This window comes from Streptomyces sp. TP-A0874, from assembly GCF_001748085.1.
GTDB lineage: Bacteria > Actinomycetota > Actinomycetes > Streptomycetales > Streptomycetaceae > Streptomyces.
This window is the reverse complement of sequence record NZ_BBZK01000013.1, coordinates 1-25,481: the sequence shown is the minus strand read 5'-3', so window position 1 is coordinate 25,481 and position 25,481 is coordinate 1. Positions and strand designations below refer to the sequence as shown.

General features: G+C 70.6%; 24 protein-coding genes, 1 pseudogene and 2 riboswitches. Of the genes and pseudogenes, 6 read left to right on the top strand and 19 right to left on the bottom strand.

What is annotated here, in order from left to right; translation table 11 throughout:
• The first annotated feature begins 159 nt into the window (after positions 1–159).
• Positions 160–687 carry a DinB family protein gene (locus BGP73_RS20060; protein ID WP_069816956.1) on the top strand — a complete coding sequence of 176 codons (528 nt, stop codon included), beginning with the start codon at positions 160–162 and terminating at the stop codon, positions 685–687.
• 75 nt (positions 688–762) lie between these two features.
• Positions 763–1,215 (top strand): hypothetical protein, encoded by a 453-nt coding sequence (locus BGP73_RS20055; protein WP_139134588.1) that lies wholly within the window; start codon positions 763–765, stop codon positions 1,213–1,215.
• On the opposite strand, the gene BGP73_RS20050 is transcribed toward BGP73_RS20055, so the two are convergent.
• The 5 genes and pseudogenes from BGP73_RS20050 to BGP73_RS20030 form a co-directional block, all read right to left on the bottom strand.
• Positions 1,203–1,655, bottom strand: coding sequence for a tetratricopeptide repeat protein (locus BGP73_RS20050; RefSeq protein WP_069817092.1), 453 nt, complete (start codon positions 1,653–1,655; stop codon positions 1,203–1,205). The two genes, BGP73_RS20055 and BGP73_RS20050, sit on opposite strands and share 13 nt — an antisense overlap.
• A gap of 136 nt (positions 1,656–1,791) precedes the next feature.
• Positions 1,792–2,466, bottom strand: a complete 675-nt coding sequence (ung, locus tag BGP73_RS20045; protein WP_069816952.1) for a uracil-DNA glycosylase — start codon at positions 2,464–2,466, stop codon at positions 1,792–1,794.
• A gap of 111 nt (positions 2,467–2,577) precedes the next feature.
• Positions 2,578–3,342 carry an SDR family oxidoreductase gene (locus BGP73_RS20040; protein WP_069816950.1) on the bottom strand — a complete coding sequence of 255 codons (765 nt, stop codon included), beginning with the start codon at positions 3,340–3,342 and terminating at the stop codon, positions 2,578–2,580.
• Between the two features lie 14 nt (positions 3,343–3,356).
• The gene (fabG, locus tag BGP73_RS20035; RefSeq protein ID WP_069816948.1) at positions 3,357–4,118 is read right to left on the bottom strand and encodes a 3-oxoacyl-ACP reductase FabG; all 762 of its coding nucleotides are present in this window, start codon (positions 4,116–4,118) and stop codon (positions 3,357–3,359) included.
• Positions 4,119–4,519: 401 nt separating this feature from the next.
• Positions 4,520–5,503: pseudogene (locus BGP73_RS20030) on the bottom strand (EamA family transporter).
• 128 nt (positions 5,504–5,631) lie between these two features.
• On the opposite strand from BGP73_RS20030, the gene BGP73_RS20025 reads away from it, so the two are divergent.
• Together BGP73_RS20025 and BGP73_RS20020 are read left to right on the top strand one after the other, a co-directional pair.
• Entirely contained in the window at positions 5,632–6,138 is a 507-nt protein-coding gene (locus BGP73_RS20025; RefSeq protein WP_069816947.1) for a GNAT family N-acetyltransferase, read from the top strand.
• A gap of 41 nt (positions 6,139–6,179) precedes the next feature.
• Positions 6,180–7,001, top strand: coding sequence for a PhzF family phenazine biosynthesis protein (locus BGP73_RS20020; protein WP_069816944.1), 822 nt, complete (start codon positions 6,180–6,182; stop codon positions 6,999–7,001).
• A 63-nt stretch (positions 7,002–7,064) separates the two neighbouring features.
• Here the strand turns inward: BGP73_RS20020 and BGP73_RS20015 are convergent, their stop codons facing one another.
• From BGP73_RS20015 to BGP73_RS20005, 3 genes are all read right to left on the bottom strand, one after another.
• Positions 7,065–7,868 (bottom strand): CPBP family intramembrane glutamic endopeptidase, encoded by an 804-nt coding sequence (locus BGP73_RS20015; RefSeq protein WP_069816942.1) that lies wholly within the window; start codon positions 7,866–7,868, stop codon positions 7,065–7,067.
• A gap of 197 nt (positions 7,869–8,065) precedes the next feature.
• Entirely contained in the window at positions 8,066–9,568 is a 1,503-nt protein-coding gene (locus tag BGP73_RS20010; RefSeq protein WP_069816940.1) for a glutamate--cysteine ligase, read from the bottom strand.
• A 389-nt stretch (positions 9,569–9,957) separates the two neighbouring features.
• On the bottom strand, positions 9,958–10,167 hold the full coding sequence (locus tag BGP73_RS20005) for a CsbD family protein (protein WP_069816938.1): 210 nt from the start codon (positions 10,165–10,167) through the stop codon (positions 9,958–9,960).
• A 569-nt stretch (positions 10,168–10,736) separates the two neighbouring features.
• Here BGP73_RS20005 and BGP73_RS20000 point away from each other — a divergent pair.
• Positions 10,737–11,324: a hypothetical protein gene (locus tag BGP73_RS20000; RefSeq protein ID WP_069816936.1), complete on the top strand. Its 588-nt coding sequence runs from the start codon at positions 10,737–10,739 to the stop codon at positions 11,322–11,324.
• A 101-nt stretch (positions 11,325–11,425) separates the two neighbouring features.
• Here BGP73_RS20000 and gcvP read toward each other — a convergent pair whose 3' ends face one another.
• A complete protein-coding gene (gene gcvP / locus BGP73_RS19995) occupies positions 11,426–14,311 on the bottom strand; it encodes an aminomethyl-transferring glycine dehydrogenase (protein WP_069816934.1) in 2,886 nt (961 codons plus the stop codon).
• A gap of 59 nt (positions 14,312–14,370) precedes the next feature.
• Positions 14,371–14,494: riboswitch (glycine riboswitch) on the bottom strand.
• A 1-nt stretch (position 14,495) separates the two neighbouring features.
• Positions 14,496–14,592, bottom strand: a riboswitch (glycine riboswitch).
• 127 nt (positions 14,593–14,719) lie between these two features.
• Here gcvP and BGP73_RS19990 point away from each other — a divergent pair.
• Positions 14,720–15,094 (top strand): PRC-barrel domain-containing protein, encoded by a 375-nt coding sequence (locus tag BGP73_RS19990; RefSeq protein WP_069816932.1) that lies wholly within the window; start codon positions 14,720–14,722, stop codon positions 15,092–15,094.
• On the opposite strand, the gene BGP73_RS19985 is transcribed toward BGP73_RS19990, so the two are convergent.
• From BGP73_RS19985 to BGP73_RS19940, 10 genes are all read right to left on the bottom strand, one after another.
• Positions 15,070–16,485 carry a DNA polymerase IV gene (locus BGP73_RS19985; protein WP_069816930.1) on the bottom strand — a complete coding sequence of 472 codons (1,416 nt, stop codon included), beginning with the start codon at positions 16,483–16,485 and terminating at the stop codon, positions 15,070–15,072. The two genes, BGP73_RS19990 and BGP73_RS19985, sit on opposite strands and share 25 nt — an antisense overlap.
• Before the next feature lie 71 nt (positions 16,486–16,556).
• The gene (locus BGP73_RS19980; protein ID WP_069816928.1) at positions 16,557–17,171 is read right to left on the bottom strand and encodes a MerR family transcriptional regulator; all 615 of its coding nucleotides are present in this window, start codon (positions 17,169–17,171) and stop codon (positions 16,557–16,559) included.
• Between the two features lie 172 nt (positions 17,172–17,343).
• Complete coding sequence (locus tag BGP73_RS19975) at positions 17,344–17,817, bottom strand: bifunctional nuclease family protein (RefSeq protein ID WP_069816926.1); 474 nt, start codon at positions 17,815–17,817, stop codon at positions 17,344–17,346.
• A 52-nt stretch (positions 17,818–17,869) separates the two neighbouring features.
• Complete coding sequence (gene ftsR, locus BGP73_RS19970; protein WP_069816924.1) at positions 17,870–18,610, bottom strand: transcriptional regulator FtsR; 741 nt, start codon at positions 18,608–18,610, stop codon at positions 17,870–17,872.
• A 14-nt stretch (positions 18,611–18,624) separates the two neighbouring features.
• On the bottom strand, positions 18,625–19,491 hold the full coding sequence (locus BGP73_RS23700; RefSeq protein WP_079127711.1) for an FHA domain-containing protein: 867 nt from the start codon (positions 19,489–19,491) through the stop codon (positions 18,625–18,627).
• Positions 19,492–19,636: 145 nt separating this feature from the next.
• Positions 19,637–20,410, bottom strand: a complete 774-nt coding sequence (locus BGP73_RS19960) for a DUF881 domain-containing protein (RefSeq protein ID WP_244501291.1) — start codon at positions 20,408–20,410, stop codon at positions 19,637–19,639.
• Positions 20,411–20,748: 338 nt separating this feature from the next.
• Complete coding sequence (locus BGP73_RS19955; RefSeq protein WP_069816920.1) at positions 20,749–21,081, bottom strand: small basic family protein; 333 nt, start codon at positions 21,079–21,081, stop codon at positions 20,749–20,751.
• The gene (locus BGP73_RS19950) at positions 21,078–21,992 is read right to left on the bottom strand and encodes a DUF881 domain-containing protein (RefSeq protein ID WP_069816918.1); all 915 of its coding nucleotides are present in this window, start codon (positions 21,990–21,992) and stop codon (positions 21,078–21,080) included. The genes BGP73_RS19955 and BGP73_RS19950 overlap by 4 nt, the downstream gene beginning before the upstream one ends.
• Positions 21,993–22,114: 122 nt before the next feature.
• Positions 22,115–24,610 carry a mannose-1-phosphate guanyltransferase gene (locus BGP73_RS19945; RefSeq protein WP_069816916.1) on the bottom strand — a complete coding sequence of 832 codons (2,496 nt, stop codon included), beginning with the start codon at positions 24,608–24,610 and terminating at the stop codon, positions 22,115–22,117.
• A gap of 116 nt (positions 24,611–24,726) precedes the next feature.
• Positions 24,727–25,335, bottom strand: a complete 609-nt coding sequence (locus tag BGP73_RS19940; RefSeq protein ID WP_069816914.1) for a CDP-alcohol phosphatidyltransferase family protein — start codon at positions 25,333–25,335, stop codon at positions 24,727–24,729.
• Between the last annotated feature and the right edge of the window lie 146 nt (positions 25,336–25,481).

The window sequence follows — 25,481 nt, the reverse complement described above, 5'->3', positions numbered from 1 at the left end:
GCGGGGGCGTCCTCCGGATCCCCGCGGCGGGTAACGGGAGACCGACGGCACCGCGGGGCCCGCTGTCAGGAGGCGAGGCGGGTCCGGCTCGGCGTCCGGGCGCCTCGGGGGAGCGAAAACCCGTGGCGGACCGGGCTGTTCCGGGTCCACTGTGAGCCCATGACGACATCCACTGGTCCCGCTGTCCCGGAACGGATCGATCCCCCTCTCGTCGCCGGGGAGCGGCGCATGTTGGAGAGCTGGCTCGACTTCCATCGCGCCACGTTGCTCCGGAAGTGCGCCGGCCTGGATGACGCACGGCTGCGGCAGGCCGCCGTTCCGCTCTCGCCCCTGACGCTGCTCGGCCTTCTGCGGCACATGGCGGAGGTCGAGCGGGCGTGGTTCCGCCGGGTGCTGGGCGGGGAGGAAGCGCCACCGCTCTACTACAGCGACGAGGATCTGGACGGCGACTTCCGTGTCACCGCCGACGACGGCTGGGATGAGGTCCACCGGACCTGGCACCGGGAGGTGACCGCGGCCAGGGAAACCGTGACGGACCGCTCACTGGACGACCTGAGCACCGGCACCAGGCGCGGTGAGCGGTATTCGCTGCGGTGGATCTACGTCCACATGATCGAGGAGTACGCCCGGCACAACGGGCACGCCGACCTGATCCGCGAGCGCGTCGACGGTACTACGGGAGAGTGAGCCGGCTGTCACTCATAAGGGCCATCGCGCTGTGCTGACACCGTACGACGCCCGTCCCTCCTGCACTGTTGCGGTGTGCGACGTGCAGCAGTGATGACCCTTCTGGTGGCCCCGGTACTGACGGGGTGCGTGACGCTGTCCGGCGGTTCGGACGAGACCGGCGGACCCACTGCGTCGCCCTCCGCCCCGAGGCCGGCCCGTCCGCCGGGCGAGGAGTCGCCGGCTCCGGAGGGAGCCGCCACCCCGCTCCCCGGCGGGCTCTCGGGGCACCGCCCGCCGGCTCCCCAGCCACCGCCTCCCGAAGCCGCCGCGCCTCCTCCGCCCGCTGCCCGCCGCACCGCGGAGGGCGAACAGGAGAAGTCGGGCAGCGCCGCACAGCGAGCCGGCCGGGCACCGGGCTGGGAGGTGTCCGCCGCGCCCACCGGGGAGAAGCCCGACACCGGCATCTGCGACCTGGGCGAACGGTACGGCCGGTGGCAGCACGGCAGTGAGGAGGCCCAGGCCTGCCGGCAGGTCTACGGCAACTGATCGGCACCGCCGGACAGGCGTTGCTCCCAACGGTGGATCGCCGCTCGGACACCGTCCCCGTACTCGTCCTCGGCGAGCGCCGCCGCTGTGCTCCGGGCCCTGGCCAGCTGCGCGCGGGCCTCGTCCGGCCGGCCCAGTCTGTCGTAGTCGGCGGCCAGGTTGAGGTGGAGCGAGGGGTAGAGGCAGCGGATGGCGGGTGAGAGCCGCCGCCGGCTGCGGGCGTCGTCGAGGCCGTCGTCGGCGGCCGCCAGTGCCCGCAGGTCCCAGGTGAGCGCCTGGACGGGATCGTCCTGTGTGTCGGCCATGTAGTGGGCGAGGGTGCAGCGCTCGACGGGGTCCCCCTCCTCGCCGAGTTCCTCCCAGAGCCATGCGAAACGGTTCCGTGCCTCTTCCCGGTCACCTGCCCGGTGCAACATGACGGCCTGACCGATCCTGGTCATGACCGCGTTCACAGCCTCGACCTCCCGCCGCTCCTCCGCCACCTGCGCCTCCTTCTCCTCGCTCCGTGGGGCTCGTCTGGCCGCCCCGCCCGCCGTCCCGGACCGGCCAGAAGCCCGTGCCGGAACCATCACAGGCTCAAAGGCTCGGGATGCGCCAGTCGACAGGCGCGTGTCCTTGGTCCGCGAGTGCCTTGTCGATCTGGCTGAACGGTCGGCTGCCGAAGAACTTCCTGGCCGACAGCGGGGAGGGGTGCGCTCCCTGGACGACCGCGTGCCGATCGGTGTCGATCAGCGGCAGCTTCTTCTTGGCGTAGTTGCCCCACAGCACGAAGACAGCCGGCTCGGGGCGGCGCGCCACAGCGCCGATGACGGCGTCGGTGAACTTCTCCCAGCCCTTGCCCTTGTGCGAGTTCGCTTCTCCGGCCCGGACCGTCAGCACCGCGTTGAGCAGGAGCACGCCCTGTCGAGCCCACGGCATCAGGTAACCGTTGTCCGGCACGGGGTGGCCCAGGTCCTCGTGCATCTCCCGGTAGATGTTCCGCAGTGAGGGCGGGGTCCTGACGCCCGGGCGGACCGAGAAGCACAGGCCGTGGCCCTGCCCCTCACCGTGGTACGGGTCCTGCCCGAGGACCAGTACTTTCACCCGGTCGTAGGGGGTGGCCTCCAGCGCGGCGAAGACCTCTTCGACCGGCGGGTAGACCGGTCCCCTGGCCCGTTCCTCCGCCAGGAACGCCGAGAGCTCCTGGAAGTACGGCTTTTCGAGTTCCTGCCCGAGAACGGCGCGCCAGGATTCGGGCAGCGTTTCGATCACTTCATTGCCTCCGGGATGGTTCCACCTTGGTAAGAGGAACCTACCGGGGGTCACTGACAAGTCCCGCCGAGCCGCAGCCGCCGGTTCGGTTCCGGGGGCCGCGGCCGCCGGTCAACCGAGGCCGGCGTTGAGGAAGATCCCGCCGTCGATGAGGAGGGTTTGGCCGGTGATCCAGCCGGCCCGTTCCGAGAGCAGGAACTCCGCGGCGCCGGCGACGTCCTCCGGCGCTCCGAGGCGTCCGAGCGGGTAGGAGGCGGCCGCCTCCTCCTCTCGTCCCTCGTAGAGCGCCTTGGCGAACCGGGTCTTGACGACGGCGGGGGCGAGCGCGTTGACCCGCACACCAGGGGAGAACTCGTGCGCCAGTTGGAGCGTCATGTTGACCATGGCGGCCTTGCTCATCCCGTAGGCCCCGATGAACGGCGATGCGGAGACCCCGGCGACGGAGGCGATGTTGACGATCGCGCCGCCGTGCTCCTTCTGCCAGGCCCTCCAGGTCTGCTGGGCGAAGCCGAGCGCCGAGAAGACGTTGATCTCGAAGACCTTGCGGGCGGCCGCCAGGTCGAGATCGGCCATCGGTCCGAAGACCGGGTTGCTGCCCGCGTTGTTGACCAGGTAGTCGACCCGGCCGAAGGCCTCCATGACCTGCTCGACGACGGCCCGCTGGTGGTCCGTGTCGTGCGCCTTGCCGGCGACCCCGATCACCCGGTCGGCGCCGAGTCGCTCGGCGGCCTCCCGCAAGGCTTCCTGGTCCCGCCCGGTGATGCACACCCGGTCGCCCCGGGCCACCAGGGCCTCGGCGATGCCGTACCCGATGCCCCGGCTCGCCCCCGTGACCAGTGCGACGCGCCAGCTGTCGGGCCTGATCTCCTCGGTCATCCTCCGCTGCCTCCTCAGTCGAGCGGGCCACCGGCGACGTACAGCACCTGCCCGGAGACGAAGCCGGCCGCCTCCCCGGTGAAGAAGGCGATCGCGTTGGCGATGTCCTCGGGGCGGCCGACCCGTTGCACCGGGATCTGGCTGGCGGCGGCCGCCTGAAAGTCCTCGAAGCCCATACCGACCCGCGCCGCCGTGGCGGCAGTCATGTCGGTCGCGATGAACCCCGGGGCGACGGAGTTGGCGGTGACACCGAACTTGCCGAGTTCCTTGGCCAGGGTCTTGGTGAAGCCCTGGAGCCCCGCCTTGGCGGCGGAGTAGTTGGCCTGGCCCCGGTTGCCCAGCGCGGAACTGCTGGAGAGGTTCACGATCCGCCCGAAACCGCTGTCGACCATGTGCGACTGGCAGGCGCGCGTCATGAGGAAGGCACCGCGCAAGTGCACGTTCATGACGGTGTCCCAGTCGCTGTCGCTCATCTTGAAGAGCAGGTTGTCGCGGAGCACTCCGGCGTTGTTCACCAGGATCTGCGGTGCACCCAACTCCGTGGCGATCCGGTCCACCGCCGACCGCACCTGCCCGGCGTCGGAGACGTCGCAGCCTACGGCGAGCGCCCGGCCGCCGGCGGCGTCGATCTGCGCCACGGTCTCCGCGCAGGCCTCCGCGTCGAGGTCCAGCACGGCGATGGCGCGCCCCTCTCCGGCCAGGCGCAGGGCGGTGGCCGCGCCGATTCCGCGGGCGGCGCCCGTGACGACGGCGACCCGCTGGTCGGTGGTTGACATGCGGAACTCTCCTCGCGCTCGACTGCTGGTGCGGCTCACTGCGACGCCGGCTGTCCGGTTCGGTGCGATCAGCACCCCGATCTTAGTGAGCAACCGCTTAGTAACCCGGTTGGCGAAACGCTAGAAGCCCTGGCACGCGGTGTCAACGGCCCACCTCCCGCGCCGATGCTGCCGGAACCGGCGGTACCCGCCCCACTCCCCCGATCGCCGCAGCCCCCGACCCGCCCGATGGGATGGCGGGCGACTGCCCACCTGACGCGCCGACACCGATGAGCCGCCCGCCTGCCCGGCACAGGCACCCCCTCGGGCACGGACACTCCGGGTCGACCCGGCCGCCGCGAGGTCGGTTGGGCGCGCACGGGGCCGGTTCGACCGGCCCGGCAGTCGGAAGGGGTGGCCGCTCAGCCGGCTTGACCCGCGGTCTCGTCCGCCGTCCGGGCCACCGGCGCGGAGCCGGCCACCGCCTGGCCGTCGACCGCCTTGGGCGTGGAAGTCTGTGCGACGAAGGCACCGGCCAGCACCACCGCGCCACCGATCAGCTGGGGGGCCGAGAGGTGTTCGCGGAGCAGCACCCAGGCGAGCACCGTAGCCACGACCGCCTCCAGGCAGGCCAGCACTCCGGCCACCTGCGGCGAGAGCCGCCGGATCGCCAGCACCCCGGTCAGATAGGCCAGCACCGTCGCCACCAGGACGATCTAGGCCACCAGCAGCACGGCGGACACCGCCGTGCCCCCCATCGTCGACCGCGCGGCGAGCACCGACCACTCCATCCGCCACGGCTGGGCGAGCACGGTGAGCACAGCGGCGCCGACCACCAGTCCGTGAGCGATCACCCCGATGGGATCCGCCGCGTCCTCCCCGGCGCTGCCGTGGTCGGAGAGGACGAAGTAGCCGACCTGACAGCCGGCGGCACCCAGGGCGAGCAGCAGTCCGACGGCGTCGAAGCGGAGACCGGCCCAGACCTCCACGACGCAGGCCAGCCCGCCGACCGCCAAGACGACCCCCACCGCGGCCGCCCTGGTCACCGGCCTGCGCTGTACGAACCGTACCCAGCCGAGAACGAGCGCCGGCGCCAGGTACTCGACCAGCAGGGCCACGCCCACCGGGATGCGGGAGATCGCGGCGAAGTAGCAGGCCTGGACGCCCGCGACGGCGAGCAGACCGAAGCCGAGCAGGAGCCCCGGGCGGCGGCGGACCAGGTCCCGGTGCCGCCAGGCCAGCGGAAGCATGACGAGCGCGGCGCCGGCGACCCGCAGCCAGACCACGTCCAGGGGTGCCAGCCCCGACTCGATCAGTGGTTTGGCGGCGACTCCGGAGCCGCCGAACGCGAACGCCGAGGCGAGGGCGAGTCCGAGACCCGCGCTCCTTCGCTGGGAAACCTGCATCGGGTCATCATCGCAGGCGGGTACGGGGGCGCCGTCCGGGGTGGCCCCGGACGTCAGCACGGCGTCGGGCCGGCCCCGGAGCGGAAAACCCTTGGCCGGACGCCCCACCCCGGTGGAAGGCTGCGACCATGCGCCCCGATGTCACGCTCCGCCCGCTCGACGCCGCCCTCTTGGAGGAGTTGCTGGCCACCGCCGTCGCCGACGCGGAGCCCCGTGAGGTGATGCCGGCGACTCCCGGACCGCCCGGTTGGACTCCGGAGCGGCGGACCGCCTTCCTTCGGTTCCACCGCTCCCGGGCCTTGGCCGCCGATCCGGTGGAGGCGACGTACGCCGTGCTCGTGGGGCGGTCCGTGGTCGGCGCCGCCCGGCTTCGCCCGGTGCCCCAAAAGCCGCACGCGGCCGAGGCCGGAATCTGGCTGGGCCGTCCGGTGCGCGGGGTCGGCGTGGGCGGGGCGGCGCTCCGGCAACTTGTGCAGCGGGCGGGCGCCGACGGCTTTCGGAGGGTCTTGGCGAACACGAAGGCGGAGAACACCGCGGCCCAGCGTCTTCTCGTCGGACTCGGCGCCGAAGTCGTGCGGGACGGCGACTCGTTGAGCGCCTGGTTGGAGACGGGCCACCGGGAACCGCTGCCGTAGAGCCGAGGGGGCCACCGATCCGAGACCTTAGGGTCCTCTCCATGCGCATCCGAATCGTCGACGCTTTCACCGACCGCCCCTTCTCCGGCAACCCGGCCGGGGTGGTGCTCCTCGAACGGGGCGGCTTCCCCGAGGACGGGTGGCTCCAACAAGTGGCCGCCGAGGTCAACCTCGCCGAGACGGCGTTCGCCCACCCCCTCGCCTCCGGTACCGGGGCCGACTGGGCGCTCCGCTGGTTCACCCCGGTGACCGAGGTCGACCTGTGCGGCCACGCGACACTGGCGACGGCCCACGTACTCCGCGGCACCGGGGCCGCCACCGGAGGCGTTCGCTTCGCCACCCGCAGCGGCGTCCTGTCCGCGACGCCCGGCGCGGACGGTTCCATCACCATGGACTTCCCGACGGCTCCGCTCTCCCCTGTCGGCGTACCGGCCACGGTCGGCGCGGCGCTGGGCGCGGAGCCCCTCTCGGCTCACGACACCGGGCCGCACTGCGGAGACCTCCTGCTGGAACTCGCCGACGAGGCCACCGTCCGCTCGGTCGCCCCGGACTTCGCGGCCATCGGCCGACTAAGCCACCGGGGCGTCATCGTCACCGCGCCGGCCGCTGACCGGCGGCGGGGCTATGACTACGTCTCGCGCTTCTTCGGTCCGGCCGTCGGTATCGACGAGGACCCGGTCACCGGCAGCGCCCACACCGCTCTGGCACCGTTCTGGTCGCCGCGCATGGGGCGGGAGGAGTTGACGGGCCTGCAGGTCTCAGCGCGCACCGGGCTGGTGCGTACCGGGTTGCGGGGTGAACGCACGCTGCTCACCGGGGAAGCGGTCACCGTCGTCGACGGCGAGTTGCTCCCGGGCTGGTGACCCGGGCCTACCCGGCCGGCGGCCCGGGTAGGCCGACGACGACCGTCCGGGCCGCTCCGGGGGTCAGGCGGTGGGGAGCCAGCTGACCTCTCCGGCCAGCAGCGCGTAGCCGCCGAAGGCCACGATGTCGATCAGTGCGTGTGCGGCCACCAGCGGGCCGACCCTCCCCCAGCGACGGTAGAGGAGCACGAAGAGCACACCCATGGCCATGTTGCCGACCAGTCCTCCGACGCCCTGGTAGAGGTGGTAGGAACCGCGCAGCACGGAACTCGCGGCCAGAGCGGCGAGCGGCGTCCACCCCAGCTGCGCCAGTCTGCGCAGGAGGTAGCCGACCACGACGACCTCCTCCAGCAGGGCGTTCTGCAGAGCGGAGGCGATGAGTACCGGGAACTTCCACCACACCGACGGCAGCGACTCCGGCACCACCGTGAGGTTCCCGCCGACCGACCAAACGGCCAGGTAGAACAGGAGACCGGTGCCTCCCACCGCTGCCGCGAGCGCCGCGCCGCGGCTCAGGTCGAACATCGGCCTGCGGCGGTCCAGGCCGATCGCCCGCAGCCCCCCGGCGCCCTCCCGCAGCAGCAGGTAGGCCACCAGGGCCACCGGGAGCAGGGCGGTGCCGATGCTGAAGAGCTGCCAGGCCAGGTCGAGCCAGGGACGCCCGGGGGCGCGGGAGACGTTGAGCTTGGCGGCCCGGTCCTGGAGGCCGCCCGGTGCGGTCACCGAACCGACGAAGCTGATCAGGGCCGAGACGGCGCTCGCTCCGAGCGACAGTCCCAGCACAAGCAGCGTCTCCTGGCGCAGTGTGCGCGGCGAGAGCCCCGGGAGGAGTGGGGGATCGACCGTCCGACCCGGTTCTGCCTGCACACTTGCCTCCCGTTACGCCGGGCCGTCTCATCGCCCACCACTGTGCCGGGGCTCGGCGCGGGGTCGGATCGGTGACGTTCCGACGGCGACGCCGTCCGCGCGGCCCTGCCTCTTCCTACACCCGCGGGGGCACGGCGGCGCCTTCGGGGCGCCGCTCCGGGAGAGGCGGCTGACGGCCGCCCCCGGTCCCGGGTGGCTCAGCCGGGGAAGGAGATGGGCCAGGCGTGCACCGGTTCCCCGGTTCTCATCAGCTCACAGTAGCGCCGGGTGGTCGCGGCCAGCGCGGATCTCCGGTCGAGCCCGCGCTCCATGGCGCGGTGGAAGACCGCCGCCTGCCAGGACGCGCCGTTGGCCCGTCGCCGGCACCGTTCCTCGATGATCCCCAGGTACCGGTCCCGGTCGGCCGGCGCCACCTGCCAGGCGTCCAGGCCGGCTGCCGCCAGGGGCAACAGCTCTTCCTGGACGAGTCGGGCCGCCGGGACCTCGGCCACTCCCCCGGTGCGCCCCGACCGGGGCCAGCGCAAGGTGGCGTCGATGCCGTAGCGGCACGCGGTGTCGAAGTTGGCGGCCGCGTCCTGGAAGGGCAGCCGGGACCACACCGGGCGGGACTCGTCGGCCAGGGCGCGCACCAGCCCGTAGTAGAAGGCGGCGTTGGCGATGACATCGTCCACGGTGGGCCCGGCGGGGAGCACCCGGTTCTCCACCCGGAGGTGGGGCAGGCCGTCGGCGACCCCGTAGACCGGCCGGTTCCAACGGTAGACGGTGCCGTTGTGCAGAACGAGTTCCTGGAGGCTGGGCACACCGCCGGCCTCGATGACCCGCATCGGGTCCTCCTCGTCGCAGATCGGCAGCAGGGCGGGGAAGTAGCGGAGGTTCTCCTCGAACAGATCCCGGGCCGAGTCGACCCATCGTTCCCCGAACCAGGTCCGGGGGCGGACCCCCTGGGCTTTCAACTCGGGCGGCCGGGTGTCCGTGGACTGCAGGAAAAGCGGTGGCCTGGACTCGCGCCAGAGCTCCCTACCGAACAGGAACGGCGCGTTGGCGCCGACGGCGATCTGTACGGCTGCCACCGCCTGTGCCGCGTTCCACACCGAGGCGAATCGACCGGGGGTCACCTGGAGGTGCAACTGCACGGAGGTGCAGGCCGCCTCGGGGGCGATCGACCCGCTGGTGTACGTCAGCCGCTCGACGCCCTCGATGTCGAGGAATATGTTCTCGCCCCGCGCGGCGATGATCCGGTCGTTCAGCAGGGTGTACCGGTCGACCGCGGTGAGGTTTCCCGAGACCAGGTCCGGAGCGGTGAGCGTGGGCAGGATACCGATCATCACTATGCCCGCGGAGACTTCGTTGGCCTTGCGATCGGCGTACGAGAGACCAGTTCGGAGCTCCTCGGCGAGCTGGTCCAGAACGCGGCCCGTCAGCCGGTGGGGCACGATATTCACTTCAAGGTTGAACTGGCCGAGTTCCGTCTGGAAATCCCCGCTGGAGATCCGGTCGAGGACCTCCGCGTTCAGCATCCGGGGCATTCCGTCGGCCCCGGCGAGGTTCAGTTCGATCTCCAGACCCATCAGGTTCTTGGGGCGGTCGAAACGCTTCTCCTCCAACAGCCGCTCCAGCCCCGCGAGACACTGGTGCAACTTCTCGCGGTACCGCTGCGGATCGGACAGGTCGAACCCGCCCGCCGCGACCTTCTCACCCATCGAAGCGCCTCCTCAAGCGGGCCGTGCACCGATGCTGCCCAGGCAGTGTGGTTCATAACGCCCTGTGGAGGCCAGATGCCCATGGGTCGCCCAACCTCGCCCGGAGTCCTCTCCCGACCCCGGTCGAGACCGGTCACAGCAGCCGTCGACCCTGGTCGGAAAGGTCGGGCCGCTGACTCGGGCGCGCCCACGCAATTTTCCGACGACCCTGACCGACGACTCTGGGCGTGCCGGTACCGGCACGCCCAGCGCTTGCTCCGGAAGGCAGAACGCGGTCGGGCCGCCGTCGATGCCGAGAAGGACGGCCGCAGATTCCGTCCCCTCGGCGTCGACGGCCCGACGGACCGCAGCGACCGGCTGCGGCGGGACCGCTTCGCGGTCGTTACCCGCTACTGCTGGTCCTTGCCCTTGCCCTTCTCCTGCTTCATCGAGTCCTTCATGCCGGAGGCGCGCTTCTTGGCCTCCTCCATGCCTTCCTTGGCCTTGCCCTTCATCTGGTCGGTGTCGCCCTCCGAACTCATCTGTTTGTCGTGCTTGGCCTTCCCGACCATCTCTTTCGCCTTGCCCTTGATCTTGTCCATCGCGCCGTCGTCAGCCATTGAGCACTCCTCACTCAGCCGGTGTGTGCCCTTCCAGACTGCGCCCACCTCCGGCGCCTCGCATCTCGGTGCGGAACCGGCCGGGTGTGGCGGGCACGCCTCCGTCCCGCCCGATCCGAGGGGTGGTCTCGATTCCTCGTGAACGGAGGGGCCGCCGCCCCGTCGAGCAGGCATGGAAAACCGGATTCGTGACGCGAGATCCGCACCGTCGCCATATTCTTGGCATGCCATCTCCACCGCACACGGCGCCCGGCCTTTGCCCCGTGAAGCAGAGACGAAAAGCAGCCGACCCTGTCAGGAGCGAAAGGCGAGGTAGCGCAGCCGGCCACCGGATGGATCCAGCGCAAACGCCTCGCCATAAAGACTCGATACGCCCTTGCCGGCGAATGGCGGAACGGCTAGGCGAAACACCGGGCGAACACTTGTCGTATAGGATTGCGTACGGTCAGCGAAACCGCGCCGCCGGTAATCGGTCACAACTCGGCTGCCCGCTGACCCCCCACCGCTGACATCGTCGTCCGCGTGCGTTCGCAAAACCGTGTCTTTCAGAAGTGAGAGGCGACCCGACCATGCCGCTGCTTGCCCTTCCGGCGCCCGAGCCCGCCCTACGGTGTGCTGTCACGGCCCTTGGTTCTCCGACCGCCGTCCACCGGGACCGCACGCCCGCGCTGAGCTCCCAGACAGGCCCGCTGAGCCCGGACTCACCACTACCGGTCCATGTGCTCGAACACGTCGACGGGCGGCAGGAGCCACCACGTTCCCGACTGACCGGTTGGCGTTTCCTGATCCGGAACGCCGATCGGGCCGTGGCGGCGGCCGAAACCGTGCTCACCGCGGACGGCTGGGCCTTCTCCCACTTCTTCGAAGGGCCGTACATCGCCTCGACCGAACGCGCCCTGGCCCAGGCCGCCGCCCTGCCGACGGCCTACCAGCCCCGGCTGCTCTCCGTACCGGGGCTCTACATGCTCACCCTCTGGCTGCGCGCGGAGACCGGTGCCGAGGCCTCCGGCGGGCAGCCGGCCCCCGCCGACCTCCTCGTCCCGCTCGCCCCGGCCCCACCCGGCATCGCGTCCCATCGGCCGCACCCGGTGGCCGAACTACTGCCCCTGCTGCGGCTGCGGAGCGGCCCGGACCAGATCCTGCTCCCCCAGCCCTGACCGCGCCACCATGGCGCGGCACCGTCCGGACAGACCCGGCTCCCCGGGGCCGGTTCGCCCGCTTCGAGGGCAGCGGACCGGCCCCGCCGGGACTCAGCAGGTCAGCCGTCGTACTCCTCGACGGCGGGGCAGGAGCAGACCAGGTTGCGGTCGCCGAAGGCTCCGTCGATCCTCCGCACCGGAGGCCAGTACTTGTCCGAGGCCCTGACCCCCTCGGGGAAGACCGCCGTCTCCCGGCTGTAGGGGTGCTCCCAGTCACCGGCCAGCATCGCCGCGGTGTGCGGGGCGTTGCGCAGCGGGTTGTCCTCCGCCGCCCACTCGCCGGAGGCGACCCGCTCGATCTCCGCCCGGATCGCGATCATCGCCTGGCAGAAGCGGTCCAGCTCCGCCAGGTCCTCGCTCTCGGTGGGCTCGATCATCAGCGTGCCGGCGACCGGGAACGACATCGTCGGCGCGTGGAAGCCGTAGTCGATCAACCGTTTGGCGACGTCGTCCACGGTCACCCCGGTCGCTTTGGTGAGCGGCCTCAGGTCGATGATGCACTCGTGCGCGACCAGTCCGCGCGGCCCCGTGTAGAGCACCGGGTAGTGCGGTTCCAGCCGCTTGGCGATGTAGTTGGCACCCAGCACCGCCACCTGGCTGGCCCGGCGGAGACCGTCCGCCCCCATGAGCCGGAGGTAGGCCCAGGAGATCGGCAGGATGCCCGCCGAACCCCACGGCGCGGCGGAGATCGGCCCCACCCCCGTCTCCGGGCCTGCGGCCGGCTGGAGCGGGTGGTTGGGAAGGTAGGGAGCGAGGTGCTCGCGCACCGCGACCGGACCGACCCCCGGTCCACCGCCCCCGTGCGGGATGCAGAAGGTCTTGTGCAGGTTCAGGTGCGAGACGTCACCGCCGAAGCGGCCCGGCTCGGCCAGCCCCACCATGGCGTTCAGGTTGGCCCCGTCGACGTACACCTGTCCGCCCGCGTCGTGCACGGCCGCGCAGATCTCGTCGATGTGCTCCTCGAACACCCCGTGGGTGGACGGATAGGTGACCATCAGCACGGCGAGTTCCGAGCCGTGCTTCTCGATCTTGGCCCGCAGGTCCTCGGCGTCCACCTCGCCGTTCTCGGCCGTCTTCACCACGACGACCCGCATCCCGGCCATCACGGCGCTGGCGGCGTTGGTGCCGTGCGCGGAGGACGGAATGAGGCAGACGGTGCGCTGCGCGTCGCCGTTGGCGCGGTGGTAGGCCCGAACCGCGAGCAGCCCGGCCAGTTCCCCCTGAGAGCCGGCGTTGGGCTGGATGGACACCTTGTCGTAGCCGGTGACCGTGGCCAGGCGCTCCTCGAGCTCCGTGATCAGGACGCGGTAACCGTCGGCCTGGTCCAGCGGTGCGAAGGGGTGCAGGTCGCCGAATCCGGGCCAGGTGACCGGCTCCATCTCCGCGGTGGCGTTGAGCTTCATGGTGCAGGACCCCAGCGGGATCATGCCCCGGTCCAACGCGTAGTCCCGGTCGGCGAGCCGGCGCAGGTAGCGCAGCATCGCGGTCTCCGAGCGGTGCTCGTGGAAGACCGGGTGGGTGAGGTAGTCGGAGGAGCGGAGCAGCGTCTCCGGAAGCGCGTCGGCCGTCGTCGGGTCCAGCTCTTCGACCTCCGCACGCACCCCGAAGGCGGTCCACACCGCGGCCAGCTGCTCACGCCCGGTGGTCTCGTCGCAGGCGATCCCGACGCGGTCGTCGTCGACTGCGCGCAGGTTGACACCGGCCGCCCTGGCCGCGGCGACGACCTCGCCGGCCCGGCCGGGGACCCTGGCCGTGAGGGTGTCGAAGTACCCGTCGTGCTCGATCTCGACCCCGCCCCGTCGCAGGCCCTCGGCGAGCAGTGCCGCGTAGCGGTGGGTGCGCCGGGCTATCCCGGCGAGCCCGGAGGGGCCGTGGTACACGGCGTACATACCGGCCATCACGGCGAGGAGCACCTGAGCGGTGCAGATGTTGCTGGTGGCCCGCTCACGGCGGATGTGCTGCTCCCTGGTCTGGAGCGCGAGCCGGTAGGCGGTGTCCCCGTCGGCGTCGACCGACACTCCGACCAGGCGTCCGGGGAGGTTGCGGGCGAACTTCTCGCGGACGGCCATGAAGCCCGCGTGCGGCCCGCCGAACCCCATCGGCACACCGAACCGCTGACTGCTGCCGACCGCGATGTCGGCACCGAGCTCGCCGGGCGGGGTGAGCAGCGTCAGGGCGAGCAGGTCGGTGGCGACCGTGACGACCGCGCCGAGTCCGTGCGCCTGCTCGATGACGCTCCTCGGGTCGCTGATCCGGCCGGAGGCCCCGGGATACTGCAGGAGCATGCCGAAGACACCGCGCTCGGCGTACTCGGCCGGGATGCCCTCGCTCAGGTCGGCGACCGCCACCTCGACCCCGGTGGGTTCGGCGCGGGTGCGGATGACGGCGACGGTCTGCGGCAGGCAGTCCGAGTCGATGAGGAAGACGCCGTCCTTGACCTTGCCCACCCGGCGGGAGAGAGCCATCGCCTCCGCGGCCGCGGTGGCCTCGTCCAGCAGCGAGGAGCCTGCCGTGGGCAGCCCGGTGAGGTCGGAGACGACCGTCTGGAAGTTCAGCAGGGCTTCCAGCCGGCCCTGGGAGATCTCCGGCTGGTAGGGGGTGTACGCGGTGTACCAGGCGGGGTTCTCCATGACGTTCCGCAGGATCACCGGCGGGGTGAAGGTGCCGTAGTAGCCGAGCCCGATCATCGGCGTGAGGAGCTGGTTGCGGTCCGCCAGCTCGCGGAGCTCCGCCAGGACCTCGCGCTCCCCGCGGGCCTCGGGAAGCCGGAGTGCCTCGGTGCTCCTGATCACTTCCGGGACGGCGGCGGTGGTGAGTTCGTCGAGCGAGCCATAGCCGACCTGGGCGAGCATCTTGGCCTGCGCGCCGCTGTCAGCGCCGATATGGCGGTGCTCGAACGGCACTGCTCGCTCGAGCTCGGTGAGGGAGAGGCGGTCGGTGGTCATCAGGGGGCCTCCTGGTCGGTACGGCCTGCGAGCACCACGGCACGGGTACCCGATCGGCCTCCCCCTCTGTCATCGACCTGAGAGCTTCACCGGACCGCCCCTGGGCGCGCTCCGGCTTTCACCGTCGGTGAGGGCAGCGGCCGGGAGGTCTTCCCCCGTCACCCGCCCTGCTTTCCAGAGTGACCTCACCCGCGCGGTACGTGTGCCTGAGAGATTCCGGGGAGGATTTGCTCCTTCGGCGCCCTCCGCCCGTCGACGAAGAGCTCTCCCGCACAGGGTCAACAGCCGCTGACCAGCCTAGCAGCGAGGCTCCGGCCGGGAAGGGGTTCGCGTTCCCCCAAGTGGCCGCACCTCCCGATGTGGCCTTTTGTAGAAGGGGGAGCTTTCGGGCCAACGGTTGGAGGGACCGTGCACACCAGCATCGACCCGCGCATCCTGATCGGCCGCAAGGCCTACGACAGCGAGGGCGCCAAGATCGGCATCGTGGACGAGGTGTACCTGGACGACGCCACAGGCATGCCCGAGTGGGCCTCGGTACGGACCGGCCTCTTCGGTCGCGACGCCTTCGTACCGCTGGAGCCGAGCGAGTTCGTCGAGGACGCGCTGCGCGTGCCCTACCGGCGGTCGCTGGTCAAGGAGGCGCCGGACTTCGGTGTCGGCCGCCACCTGAGCCCCGAACAGGAGATCCAGCTCTACCGGCACTACGGGTTGGAGGTCGGCGCCCCGGAGGGTGAGGGAGCGGGAGACCAGGATTTCGGTCAGACCCCGGGAGCCGGCGGCTGACCCCTTCGGGCGAGGAGCGGTGAAACGGGCTCGGCGGGCTCCAGCGCCGGGTCGTCGAGGGGGAAGGTGCGTACCCGGCCCGGCCCCGATTCCGGCCCTTCGAAGCGGACGGTGACCCTGCCGACCCCGCTGCCCTGCACCCAGCCGGGGCCCAGCTCCGCATGGTGTACATCCTGTCCGGGGAGCCAGCGGTGTGCCACCGGGCTGCCGACCGGCAGGCCGCCCTCCCGTTCCGTGGCCTCCCCCGCGCCGTCCCCGGTCGTGCCCGCGGGCCGCGCGGTGACCGGGGCCGCCGGCTCCTCGCCCGGCGACTCCTCGGCGGTCAGCTGGGCGAAGAGGTCCTCCTGGGTGAAGTCGCTCAGCCCGGTGACCCCGACGCCCAGCAGCCGCACCCCGCCGGTGGTGTCCACCCCTTCGAGTAGCCGCCCGGCCGCCTCCCGGATCACGGCCGGATGGTCGGTGGGTCCCCGGAGGGTCTCGGAGCGGGTCAGGGTGGAGAAGTCGAACCGTCTGACCTTGAGGACGACCGTACGCCCCGAGCGCCCGGCCGCGCGGAGCCGGTCGACACAGCGGCCGGCCAGCCGCACGACCTCGGCCCGGACCATGCCCCGGTCATGCAGATCGACGTCGAAGGTCGACTCGACCGACACGGACTTCGCGTCCCGCTCGGCGACTACGGGGCGCTCGTCCCGGCCGCTGGCCAGCGCGTACAGCGAGCCTCCATGAGCCCTGCCCAGCATCCGCACCAACTCCGCCTCACCGGCCTCGGCCATCTCCGCCACCGTGCCGATGCCGGATCTTCGCAGTTGTTCGGCCGTGGCCGGTCCGACGCCGGGTAGCGCGCGCACGGAGAGCGGTGCGAGGACCTCCCGCTCGCTTCCGGGCGGTATCACCCTCAGGCCATCCGGTTTGGCCTGCTCGGAGGCGAGCTTGGCGAGCATCTTGGAGCCGGCCAGGCCCACGGAGCCGGTGAGCGTGGTCACAGCACGGATATCGGCGCGCAGCCGCGCTCCAACGGCCCGCACAGCGCTCTCCCGAGGCTGCACCCCACCGGCTTCCAGGTCGACGAAGGCCTCGTCGAGGCTGAGGGGTTCGACCAGGGGTGACAACTCCCCGAGGAGAGCCATGACGGCCTCACTGACCTGGCGGTAGACCGCGAAGCGGGGGGCGAGATAGGCGGCGTGCGGGCACAGCCGCCGCGCCTGGGCCATGACCATCGCCGAGCGGACGCCGTACTTCCGGGCCTCGTAGGAGGCTGTGGCCACCACCCCGCGCGGGCCGAGCCCTCCGACCACCACGGGCTTGCCGCGCAGACTGGGTTTGACGGCCTGCTCCACGGCGGCGAAGAACGCGTCCATGTCCAGGTGGAGGATGGTCGGCGCGGATCTCACAACCACCGATGGTGCACCAGGGCACTGACAGCCGCCCCCAGGGCGTGCCGGCGGCGGGGAAGAGCCCGGGGTCAGCCGGCCCGGTTGCGTCGGCGGGCGAGTTCGTCCCCGGGGTGCTGACCGACGAGCGTCTCCCCGGTGTCGACCCGCTCCCCGTGCAACTGCGCCAGAGCGGTCTCGACATCCCGCCACACGACGCCCACGGCGATCCCGAAGACCCCCTGGCCGCCCTGGAGGAGGCTCACCACCTCGTCGGGCGAGGTGCACTCGTGCACGGTGGCCCCGTCGCTCATCAAGGTCACCTGAGCGAGGTCCGCGAGCTCCCGGGAGCGCAGGTGACGCACCGCCGTGCGGATGTTCTGCAACGCCACCCCGGTGTCGAGGAGACGTTTGACGACCTTGAGGACGACCACGTCCCGGAAGCTGTAGAGCCGCTGGCTTCCCGAGCCGTACGCGGGCCGCACGCTGGGCTCGACGAGCCCGGTCCGAGCCCAGTAGTCCAGTTGCCGGTAGGTGATTCCCGCGGCCGCGCAGGCCGTTGGCCCCCGGTAGCCGATCTGCTCCGCTGACCGCTCGGGAGGGTTGACCTCCCGCTCCGGGGCGGCGCGCCTGGGCTTGGGCGCGGCGACTCCCCCGTGGAGTGGAACGGGAGTCCCCGCCGCTGTACCGTCGCCGGTGCTTCTCACGCCGACCTCCGTCCTCGAACTGCCTCCTTGAAGGTAGGCAGTCACCCGCGGTGCGTCAACGATCGCCACACTGGGCACGCCGAGTGATAATCACCCTACGAGTGGTTTAGCGTGCCCTTGCACCGGGCATCAGGGCACCCGCTCGAGGCCCAGCGCGCAGCAGAGGCCTGCTCTACTGGTTGCTGGTGCCGAAGTCCTCCGGCGAGATCTGGTCGAGGAACTCGCGGAACTTCTCCACCTCGTCCTCCTGCTCGTCGGGAATCGCGATCCCCGCATCGTCCAGCACGCCCTCACTGCCGTAGATGGGCGTACCGGTGCGCAGCGCCAGCGCTATGGCGTCGGACGGACGGGCACTGACCTCCACACCGCTGGCGAAGATCAGCTCCGCGTAGAAGACACCCTCGCGGAGGTCTGTGATGCGGACCTGTGTCAGCTCCTGGCCGACCGCTTCGAGCACGTCCTTGAAAAGGTCGTGCGTCAGCGGCCGGGCCGGGGTCATGCCCTGCTGGGCGAAGGCGATGGCCGTAGCCTCTCCCGGCCCGATCCAGATGGGGAGGTAGCGGTCGCCCCCTACTTCTCGCAGGAGCACGATCGGTTGGTTGGAGGGCATTTCCACCCGGACACCCACGACGTCGAGCTCGTTCACACAGCAACCCTAGGACGTGCTCGCCGGGTTTGGGTAGTCGGGCACCCCCCGGTCACTGCAACCGGCCCCGCAGAGCCGACCGGACGAGGGCCGCATGCAGCCGTATGGAGAGGGTCGCCAGTTCGCGCGCCGTCGACTCCGCGTGTTCGCGCGTCTGGGGGTTCCGGTGCCGCCGCAGTGGCGCCACCACCTGTTCGACGAGCCCCGCCTCCCGCTCCGCGGCGGCCTTCACCGCACGGAGGTGCCGCGGCTCCAGACCGAAGCGGCGCAGCTCGGCCAGGAGCTTGGCCACCGCGACGGCCTCGGCGTCATAGCGGCCCTCCGCCACCGGGGAGATGAGCCCGTAGGACTCCCACTCCTCGAGTTCGTCGGCCTCGGCATCCACCTCGGCGAGCAACTCCGCCCGCCCGATCCGGTGCCCCCTGGGGCTCTCCTCCACCGGATCAGGAGTCGGCACCCGCCCCTCCGCCCGGGTCGGCGCCGGCAACCGCACCGTTTCGCCGGCGTCCAGGGCCGCGAGGTGTTCCCGGATCACCTTCAGGGGCAGGTAGTGATCGCGTTGCAGCCGGAGCACCCGGGCCAGTCGCTCCACGTCTCCGGGGGTGAACTTGCGGTACCCCGAGGCGGTCCTTCGGGGCTCGACCAGCCCCTCCGCTTCCAGATACCGGATCTTGGAGACGGTGACCTCGGGAAACTCCTCGGACAGCAGTTGGAGAACCGCTCCGATGCCGAGTAGTCCGCCCTCACGGGAGGCGGTGCCGGTGCCGGCACCGCCCGACGGTCCGTGACGCATGGCTCCTTCCGCCGTCAGAGACCCCGCTGGCTCGCGTAGAAGACGAGCCGGTACTTGCCGATCTGCACCTCGTCCCCGTTGGACAGCGCGGCCGAGTCGATCCGCTCCCGGTTGACGTAGGTGCCGTTGAGGCTGCCCACGTCCACGACGGTGAAGCCGCCGTCGGGCTGCCGGCGGAACTCCACGTGGCGCCGGGAGACCGTGACGTCGTCGAGGAAGATGTCGCTCTCGGGGTGACGGCTGGCGGTGGTGACCTCTCCGTCCAGGAGGAAGCGGCTTCCGGAGTTGGGCCCCCTCCGCACGACCAGCAGGGCCGAGCCGGGCGGCAGTGCGTCGACGGCCGCCTGCGTCTCCGGCGACAGCGAGGTGGTCGGCTGGCCGGTCACCTCGGCCTCGTAGGCCTCGAGCCCCGAGATGGAGATCGTCGATGTGGTCTCCGAGGGGCGCTCGGACGAGGAACCGGCGCGCAGCGGCGCTCCGCAGTTGGAGCAGAACCGGCTGGCCTCGGCGTTCCGGTGCTGGCACCGGGTGCACAGTAGCGACGCTGACATGGGCACTTCCTCCTGCCGCGGCTGCCCTGCGGCAGCCTGGGACGCGTGCGGATCAGCGAAGGAGCCGCCGCCCGCATTCGAGGCCACTTGGTCGCCTGACCCTATGGAACCGGTCGCCGCGGGCCCCCCGGGCACTCCGCCGTGCCCTTCCCCGACCTCGTCGCGGAACAGCGGACGCTCCCCATCCGGGGTGTCTCCCCCGGTGGACCGCCCTTCGCCACGGGTGGCGCTGCCGCTTCCGGCCTCTCCACGGGAGCTCTTACCGAACAACTTCCCAAACAACTTCACGGGCGATTCCCCTTGACCGAAACAGACCCGCCCGTGGGGCAGGAACCCTCGACGCTCTCACCGACCGACCCTGACACACGGACAACGTCCGTGGCCGGCCGACAGTTTCCACCACGCACCGCGCTCACAGTGCTCCGACCCCCCGCAATCTCATGCCCGGACGGCGTTGCCCCCCATGCACTCTCTCTTACCGTGATGACGACCGAGCGTAGTCAGGCTGTTCCGCCGGTCGCAAGGCGTCCACGATGATCTTGTCCGCCCGGGTGACGGACACCTCGGCTTGTTCCCTCCTGAGAGTCTGCACCACTCCACCGGGAATATTCAGCGCCGGCTCGAGGTCTTCCGGCTTGCCGATGACCTTGAACCGGTATGGCTGACCTACCCTTTTCCCGTCGATGAGCACCTTGCCATCCGTATCTGCGAAGTAGCTGTCGGCCACGATCCGGACGCCGTTGACCTGGATCGCCTCGGCGCCCGCGGCACGCAGCTCCTGGATCGCATCGAGCAGCATATCCGCCTCCACCGCCCGCTGAGGATCACTCACCGTGAGGTTGATGCCCGGCCCCTCCGCGCCGACGGTACCGGCCAGCACACCGAGTTGACGTTCCTTCTGGAGGGTCTGCCTGCGGGCCTCCTCCGCCTGGTCGGAACTGTTCTCCAACTCCGTCCGCTGCTGCTCCAGCCGGCTCTTCTCGTCCTCCAGGCGCTGGGTGCGGTTGTCGAGCTCGTCGAAGATGCGGATGAGGTCCTCCTGCCGGGCGCCCCGCAGGGGGCTGTTGTCGCTGGTGGAGCTCACCTGGATCGCCAGCCCCAGGCCCAGCACGAAGAGCAGCAGAGCGACGACCAGCTGGGCGCGGGAGATCCGTGGCGGCCAGAGGGCCGCGAGCAGCCGCTGCCGTCCGTTGGCCGGCGCGTCCTCCTCCTCGGCCCCAGTCGGCGCTCCGGGGTCGTTCTCGGGCAGTTGTGGACGGGAAGGAGCCGGGCCCGGCTCGGCACCGGAGTGCCTCGGGCCGGAGGCGCCGTCCGCGTCCCCGGCCACGGAGCCCGCCCGCGCCGGGCTCCCGCCCTCAGCCGAGGCGTCGTCGCACCGGTCGACCGGCAGCTCGCTCTTCACACGTCCCGGTGAATCGGCGCGCGCGGGCACCTTGTCGGTGTCCCCCGTCGGACCGTTGCCGTCGTCCCGGCGCTCCGCCTGCCGCGGCCGGGGCAGTTCCCCTCCGGCCACGCGCTGCTCGCCCCGACCGGATGAGCCGTTCTGGGAGGTGGGAGGCGTCTGCCTCTCGTCGTCCTTCATCGGCCTCACGCCCGGAACACGTGCCGCCGGATGGCGGCCACGTTGGAGAAGATACGGATGCCGAGCACCACGACCACCCCGGTGGAGAGCTGGGCGCCGACGCCGAGCTTGTCCCCGAGGAAGACGATGAGGGCGGCCACCACGACGTTGGACAGGAACGAGACCACGAACACCTTGTCGTCGAAGATGCCGTCCAACATGGCCCGGAGGCCGCCGAAGACCGCGTCGAGCGCGGCCACGACGGCGATCGGCAAATATGGTTCGACCATCGCCGGCACCTCGGGCTGGACCAAGAATCCGACCACGACTCCCACGACGAGGCCCAGTACGGCGATCACGATGTGTCCTTCTCTGTGTCGGCGGTGCTCTTGTTGTCGGCTGGGTCCCTCGGTGCCGCATGGCGGATGGTCAGGCTCGGGGCCGCGGGCAGCCGGACCTCCTGCTGGGCCGAGAGGTCGGCCCGCACCCCGTACTCCTTCTGGAGGACCTTGAGGTACTGCCCGTCGGCGCTGCTCCAGAAGGCGTCGAGCAGCTGCTCCGCTCCCCCGACGGCCAGGACGGTGTAGGGCGGGACCAGCGGTTTGTTGTCGACCAGCACCGCGTCTCCCGCAGCCCTGATCGCCGAGAGGGCGGTCAACCGCTGACCGTTGACCGCGATGGCCTCCGCGCCGGACTCCCAGAGGCCGTTGACGATCCACTGCAGGTCCCGGTCGTGGACCCGGCCACTGTCGGAGAAGCCGTTGCTCTCTCGGGGGCCACCGCCGCCCTGGTCCGCCTGGTCGGCGTCGTCGACCACCAGCTTCACTCCGGGCCCCTTTACGGGCACCGCCCCGGAGAGCACTCTGAGGAGCTCTCCGTTCTCGCTGCCTCCACCGGCTTCGAGGGCCCGACGCTGTTCCGCGTCCACCTCCTGGCGCAGCGCCTCCACCCTGCTTTCCAGTTGCTCGACGCCGGAGCCGCGCTCCTCGACACGCTCGATCAGCTCCTCGCGCTCCTTGGCGATCTCCGGGGCGGAGACGCGGGCCTGCGCGGCGCCGATCGTCACCACGACCGCGGCGAGCACCAGGCCGGCGGCGAGTCCGAGCTTGGACCCGAGTGTCCTGGGGAGTCCGGCTGCGCTCCGGCGGGCGGCCGCCTCGGCGTAGCCGTCGTCGAGGCTGTGCTCCATGACGTTGGTCAGCAGCGACATGGAGGCGTCGGCCCGGGCACGCGGGCGCACACTGCTCCGAACGGGGGACCGCTGAGACATGCCGCACATCGTCGCACGTCACTGCCGCCGCCGCCGAACGGGGCCCGCTCCCGGGCGCCGCGAGGCGGGTGCCCCGCGGCGCCACCAAGGAGTTACCGCCGGTATCTCCCGGCGCACCGGATTCAGCGGCCGGCGCTGTCGACCACCGCCGCCCACTCGTCGAGCAGGGTCTGGGACGAGGTGTCGTCCGGCCCCTCAGCCCACAGGTGGGTCACCGCCTCGGAGGGGTCGGGGAGCACCATCACCCAGCGACCGTCGTCCTCGACGACCCGCACCCCGTCCGTGGTGTCGATCGCCCGGTCTCCCGCGGCCTCCACCACATGGCGCATGACCAGGCCCTTCACCGCCCAGGGCGTGGGCACATCGCGGTGCTGCACGTAGGCACGCGGGATGCGGGCGTCGATCTGACTCAACGTGAGCTGCGTGCGGGCGACGAGTCCGAGCAGCCGGACGAAAGCGGCGGCCCCGTCGAAGACGCTGCTGAGCTCCGGGATGATGAAGCCCCCGCGGCCGTCGCCCCCGAAGACGGCTGTTTCGTCACCGCTCACGCGGGCGAGCGCGTCCGGAGCGGTGGCCGTCCACTCCACCTGGGTGCCGTGGTAGGCGGCGACCTGCTCCGCGATCCGGGTGGTGGTCACCGGAAGCCCCACGGTGCCGCTCCGCCGCTCCGCGGCCACGAGGTCCAGCATCACCAGCAGGGCCCGGTCGTCTTCGACGATCCGGCCGCGCTCGTCCACCAGGGAGATACGCTCCCCCACCGGATCGAACCGCACTCCGAAGGCGGCCCGGGCGGAGGCGACGATCTCACCGAGTCGTACCAGCCCCGCGCGGCGGGCCTCCGCCGTCTCGGTGGGACGCGACTCGTCGAGCCCGGGGTTGATGGTGAGCGCTTCCACCCCGAGCCGACCGAGGAGGCTCGGCAGCACCAGCCCAGCGCTGCCGTTGGAAGCGTCGACCACCACCTTCAGCTCTGCCTCAGGCACCCCCGAAGTGTCGATCGCACGCAGGAGCGACCCCGTGTAGGAGTCGAAGACGCTGGCGGGGAAGCGCAGGTCGCCGATCTCCCCGGGGAAAGCCCTGCGGTACTCCTGCCGTGCGTAGATCCGGTCGAGCTTGCGCTGGCGGGCCTGCGAGAGGTCGGCTCCGCGCTCGTCGAAGAACATGATGTCGACCGACTCCGGGTTCCCGGGCGAGGTACGCACCATGATGCCGCCGGCGCTCCCCCGCGCCGTCTGCTGGCGTGCCACCGGCAGGGGGACGTTCTCCAGGTCCCGTACGTCGATGGCGCTCGTCTGGAGCGCCGAGATCACCGCTCTCTTGAGGGCCCGCGCGCCACGCGAGTGGTCCCGCGCGGTGGTGACCGTGGAGCCCTTCTTCAAGGTCGTGGCGTAGGCTCCGGCGAGCCGCACGGCCAGCTCCGGGGTGATCTCGACATTGATGATGCCGGAGACCCCGCGCCTCCCGAAGAGCTGTGCCTGTCCGCGGGACTCCCAGATCACCGAGGTGTTGACGAAAGCCCCGGCCTCGACGGTCTTGAAGGGATAGACACGCACGTTGCCCTGCACGATCGACTCTTCGCCGATCAGACACTCGTCACCGATGACGGCCCCGTCCTCGATCCGGGCGGCCTGCATGATGTCGGTGTTCTTGCCGACGACGCAGCCGCGCAGATTGCACTGCGGCCCGATGTAGACGTTGTCCTGGACGACGGCACGGTGGAGGAAGGCACCGCTCTTGACCACGACGTTCGATCCGATGACGGAGTGTTCGCGGATCTCCACCCCGGACTCCACCTTGGCGTAGTCGCCGATGTAGAGCGGTCCGCGGAGGGTGGCCTCCGGGTGTACCTCTGCGCCCTCGGCCACCCATACGCCCGGTGAGATCTCGAATCCGTCGATCTCGACGTCGACCTTGCCTTCGAGTACGTCCGCCTGGGCCTTGCTGTAGCTCTCGTGGGTGCCGACGTCCTCCCAGTAACCCTCGGCGACGTACCCGTAGATCGTCTTGCCTTCCTTCATCAACTGCGGGAAGACGTCACCGGACCAGTCGACCGAGGCGTCCGCCTCGACGTAGTCGAAGACCTCCGGCTCCATGACGTAGATACCGGTGTTGACGGTGTCCGAGAAGACCTGTCCCCAGGTGGGCTTCTCCAGAAAGCGCTCGACCTTGCCCTCGTCGTCCACGATGGTGATACCGAATTCAAGCGGATTGGGGACGCGCGTCAGACAGACCGTGACGAGGCCGCCTTTCTCCTTGTGGAAAGAGATGAGGTCGGTGAGATCGAAGTCGGTGAGGGCATCGCCGGAGATCACGAGGAAGGTGTCGTCCCTGAGCGCCTCCTCGGCGTTCTTGACACTTCCGGCGGTACCGAGCGGCTTCTCCTCGTTGGCATAGGTGAGTTCCATGCCGAGCTCCTCGCCGTCGCCGAAGTAGTTCTTGACCAGCGAGGCGAGGAACTGCACTGTCACGACGGTCTCGGTGAGACCGTGCCGTTTGAGCAGCCTCAGCACGTGCTCCATGATCGGCCTGTTGGCCACTGGCAGCAGCGGCTTGGGCATGCTCGAGGTCATGGGGCGAAGACGGGTGCCTTCGCCACCAGCCATCACGACGGCCTTCATGTCGGAAGCGTCCTCCTTGAAGAGACGACGGTCTTGCCGACTTGACCCATCCGGGTGTCTGTCCGTCTTCGATTCGCACACCCGGAGTACCTGGGCGCCACATCAGCGGGGCGAACTCAGTCGGCTGTGGCATCCAGCCTGACAAGCTGGCGGACCTGAACCACGTAAAGGATCCCTGCCCACCAGTAGAGCGTCATACCCCATCCGGCGAATGCCCATCCGAAAACAGCAGCAAGTGACGACAACCAGCCGGTCCCATCACTCAACAGCAGTAGTGGAAACGCGTACATCAGGTTGAACGTCGCTGCTTTACCGAGGAAGTTCACCTGCGGTGGGGGATAACCGTGCCTCCGCAGGATGCCGACCATCACCAGCATCATCAGGTCCCGGGAGAGCAGTACCGCCGTCACCCACCACGGGAGGATGCCGCGCCAGGTGAGGCCCAACAGGGTGGAGAGTATGTACAGCCGGTCGGCGGCGGGGTCGAGCAACCGGCCGAGTTGGCTGATCTGGTTCCATCGACGCGCCAGTTTCCCGTCGAGGTAGTCACTGATTCCACTCAGCATCAGGACGAGCAGCGCCCAGCCGTCGCTGTTAGGCCCGCCGAACTCCGGCCGAAGGATCAGCCAGAGGAAGAGCGGCACGCCCAGCAGTCTGGCCATGCTGAGAATATTCGGGATGGTGAGTACTCGGTCCGTCTGGACGCGTGTCTCCTGGACCTCCACCCGAGAGCCTCCTGGGGAAAATGACGACGGTACCCCATGACCTTACCGGGATCCGGAGGCATACCCGCACAGGGGGTGCCGGCCTCCCTCACGGGTGCTCCAGGACGCAAAAAGGGTCTTGGGCCCGGGACCACACACCCACATGC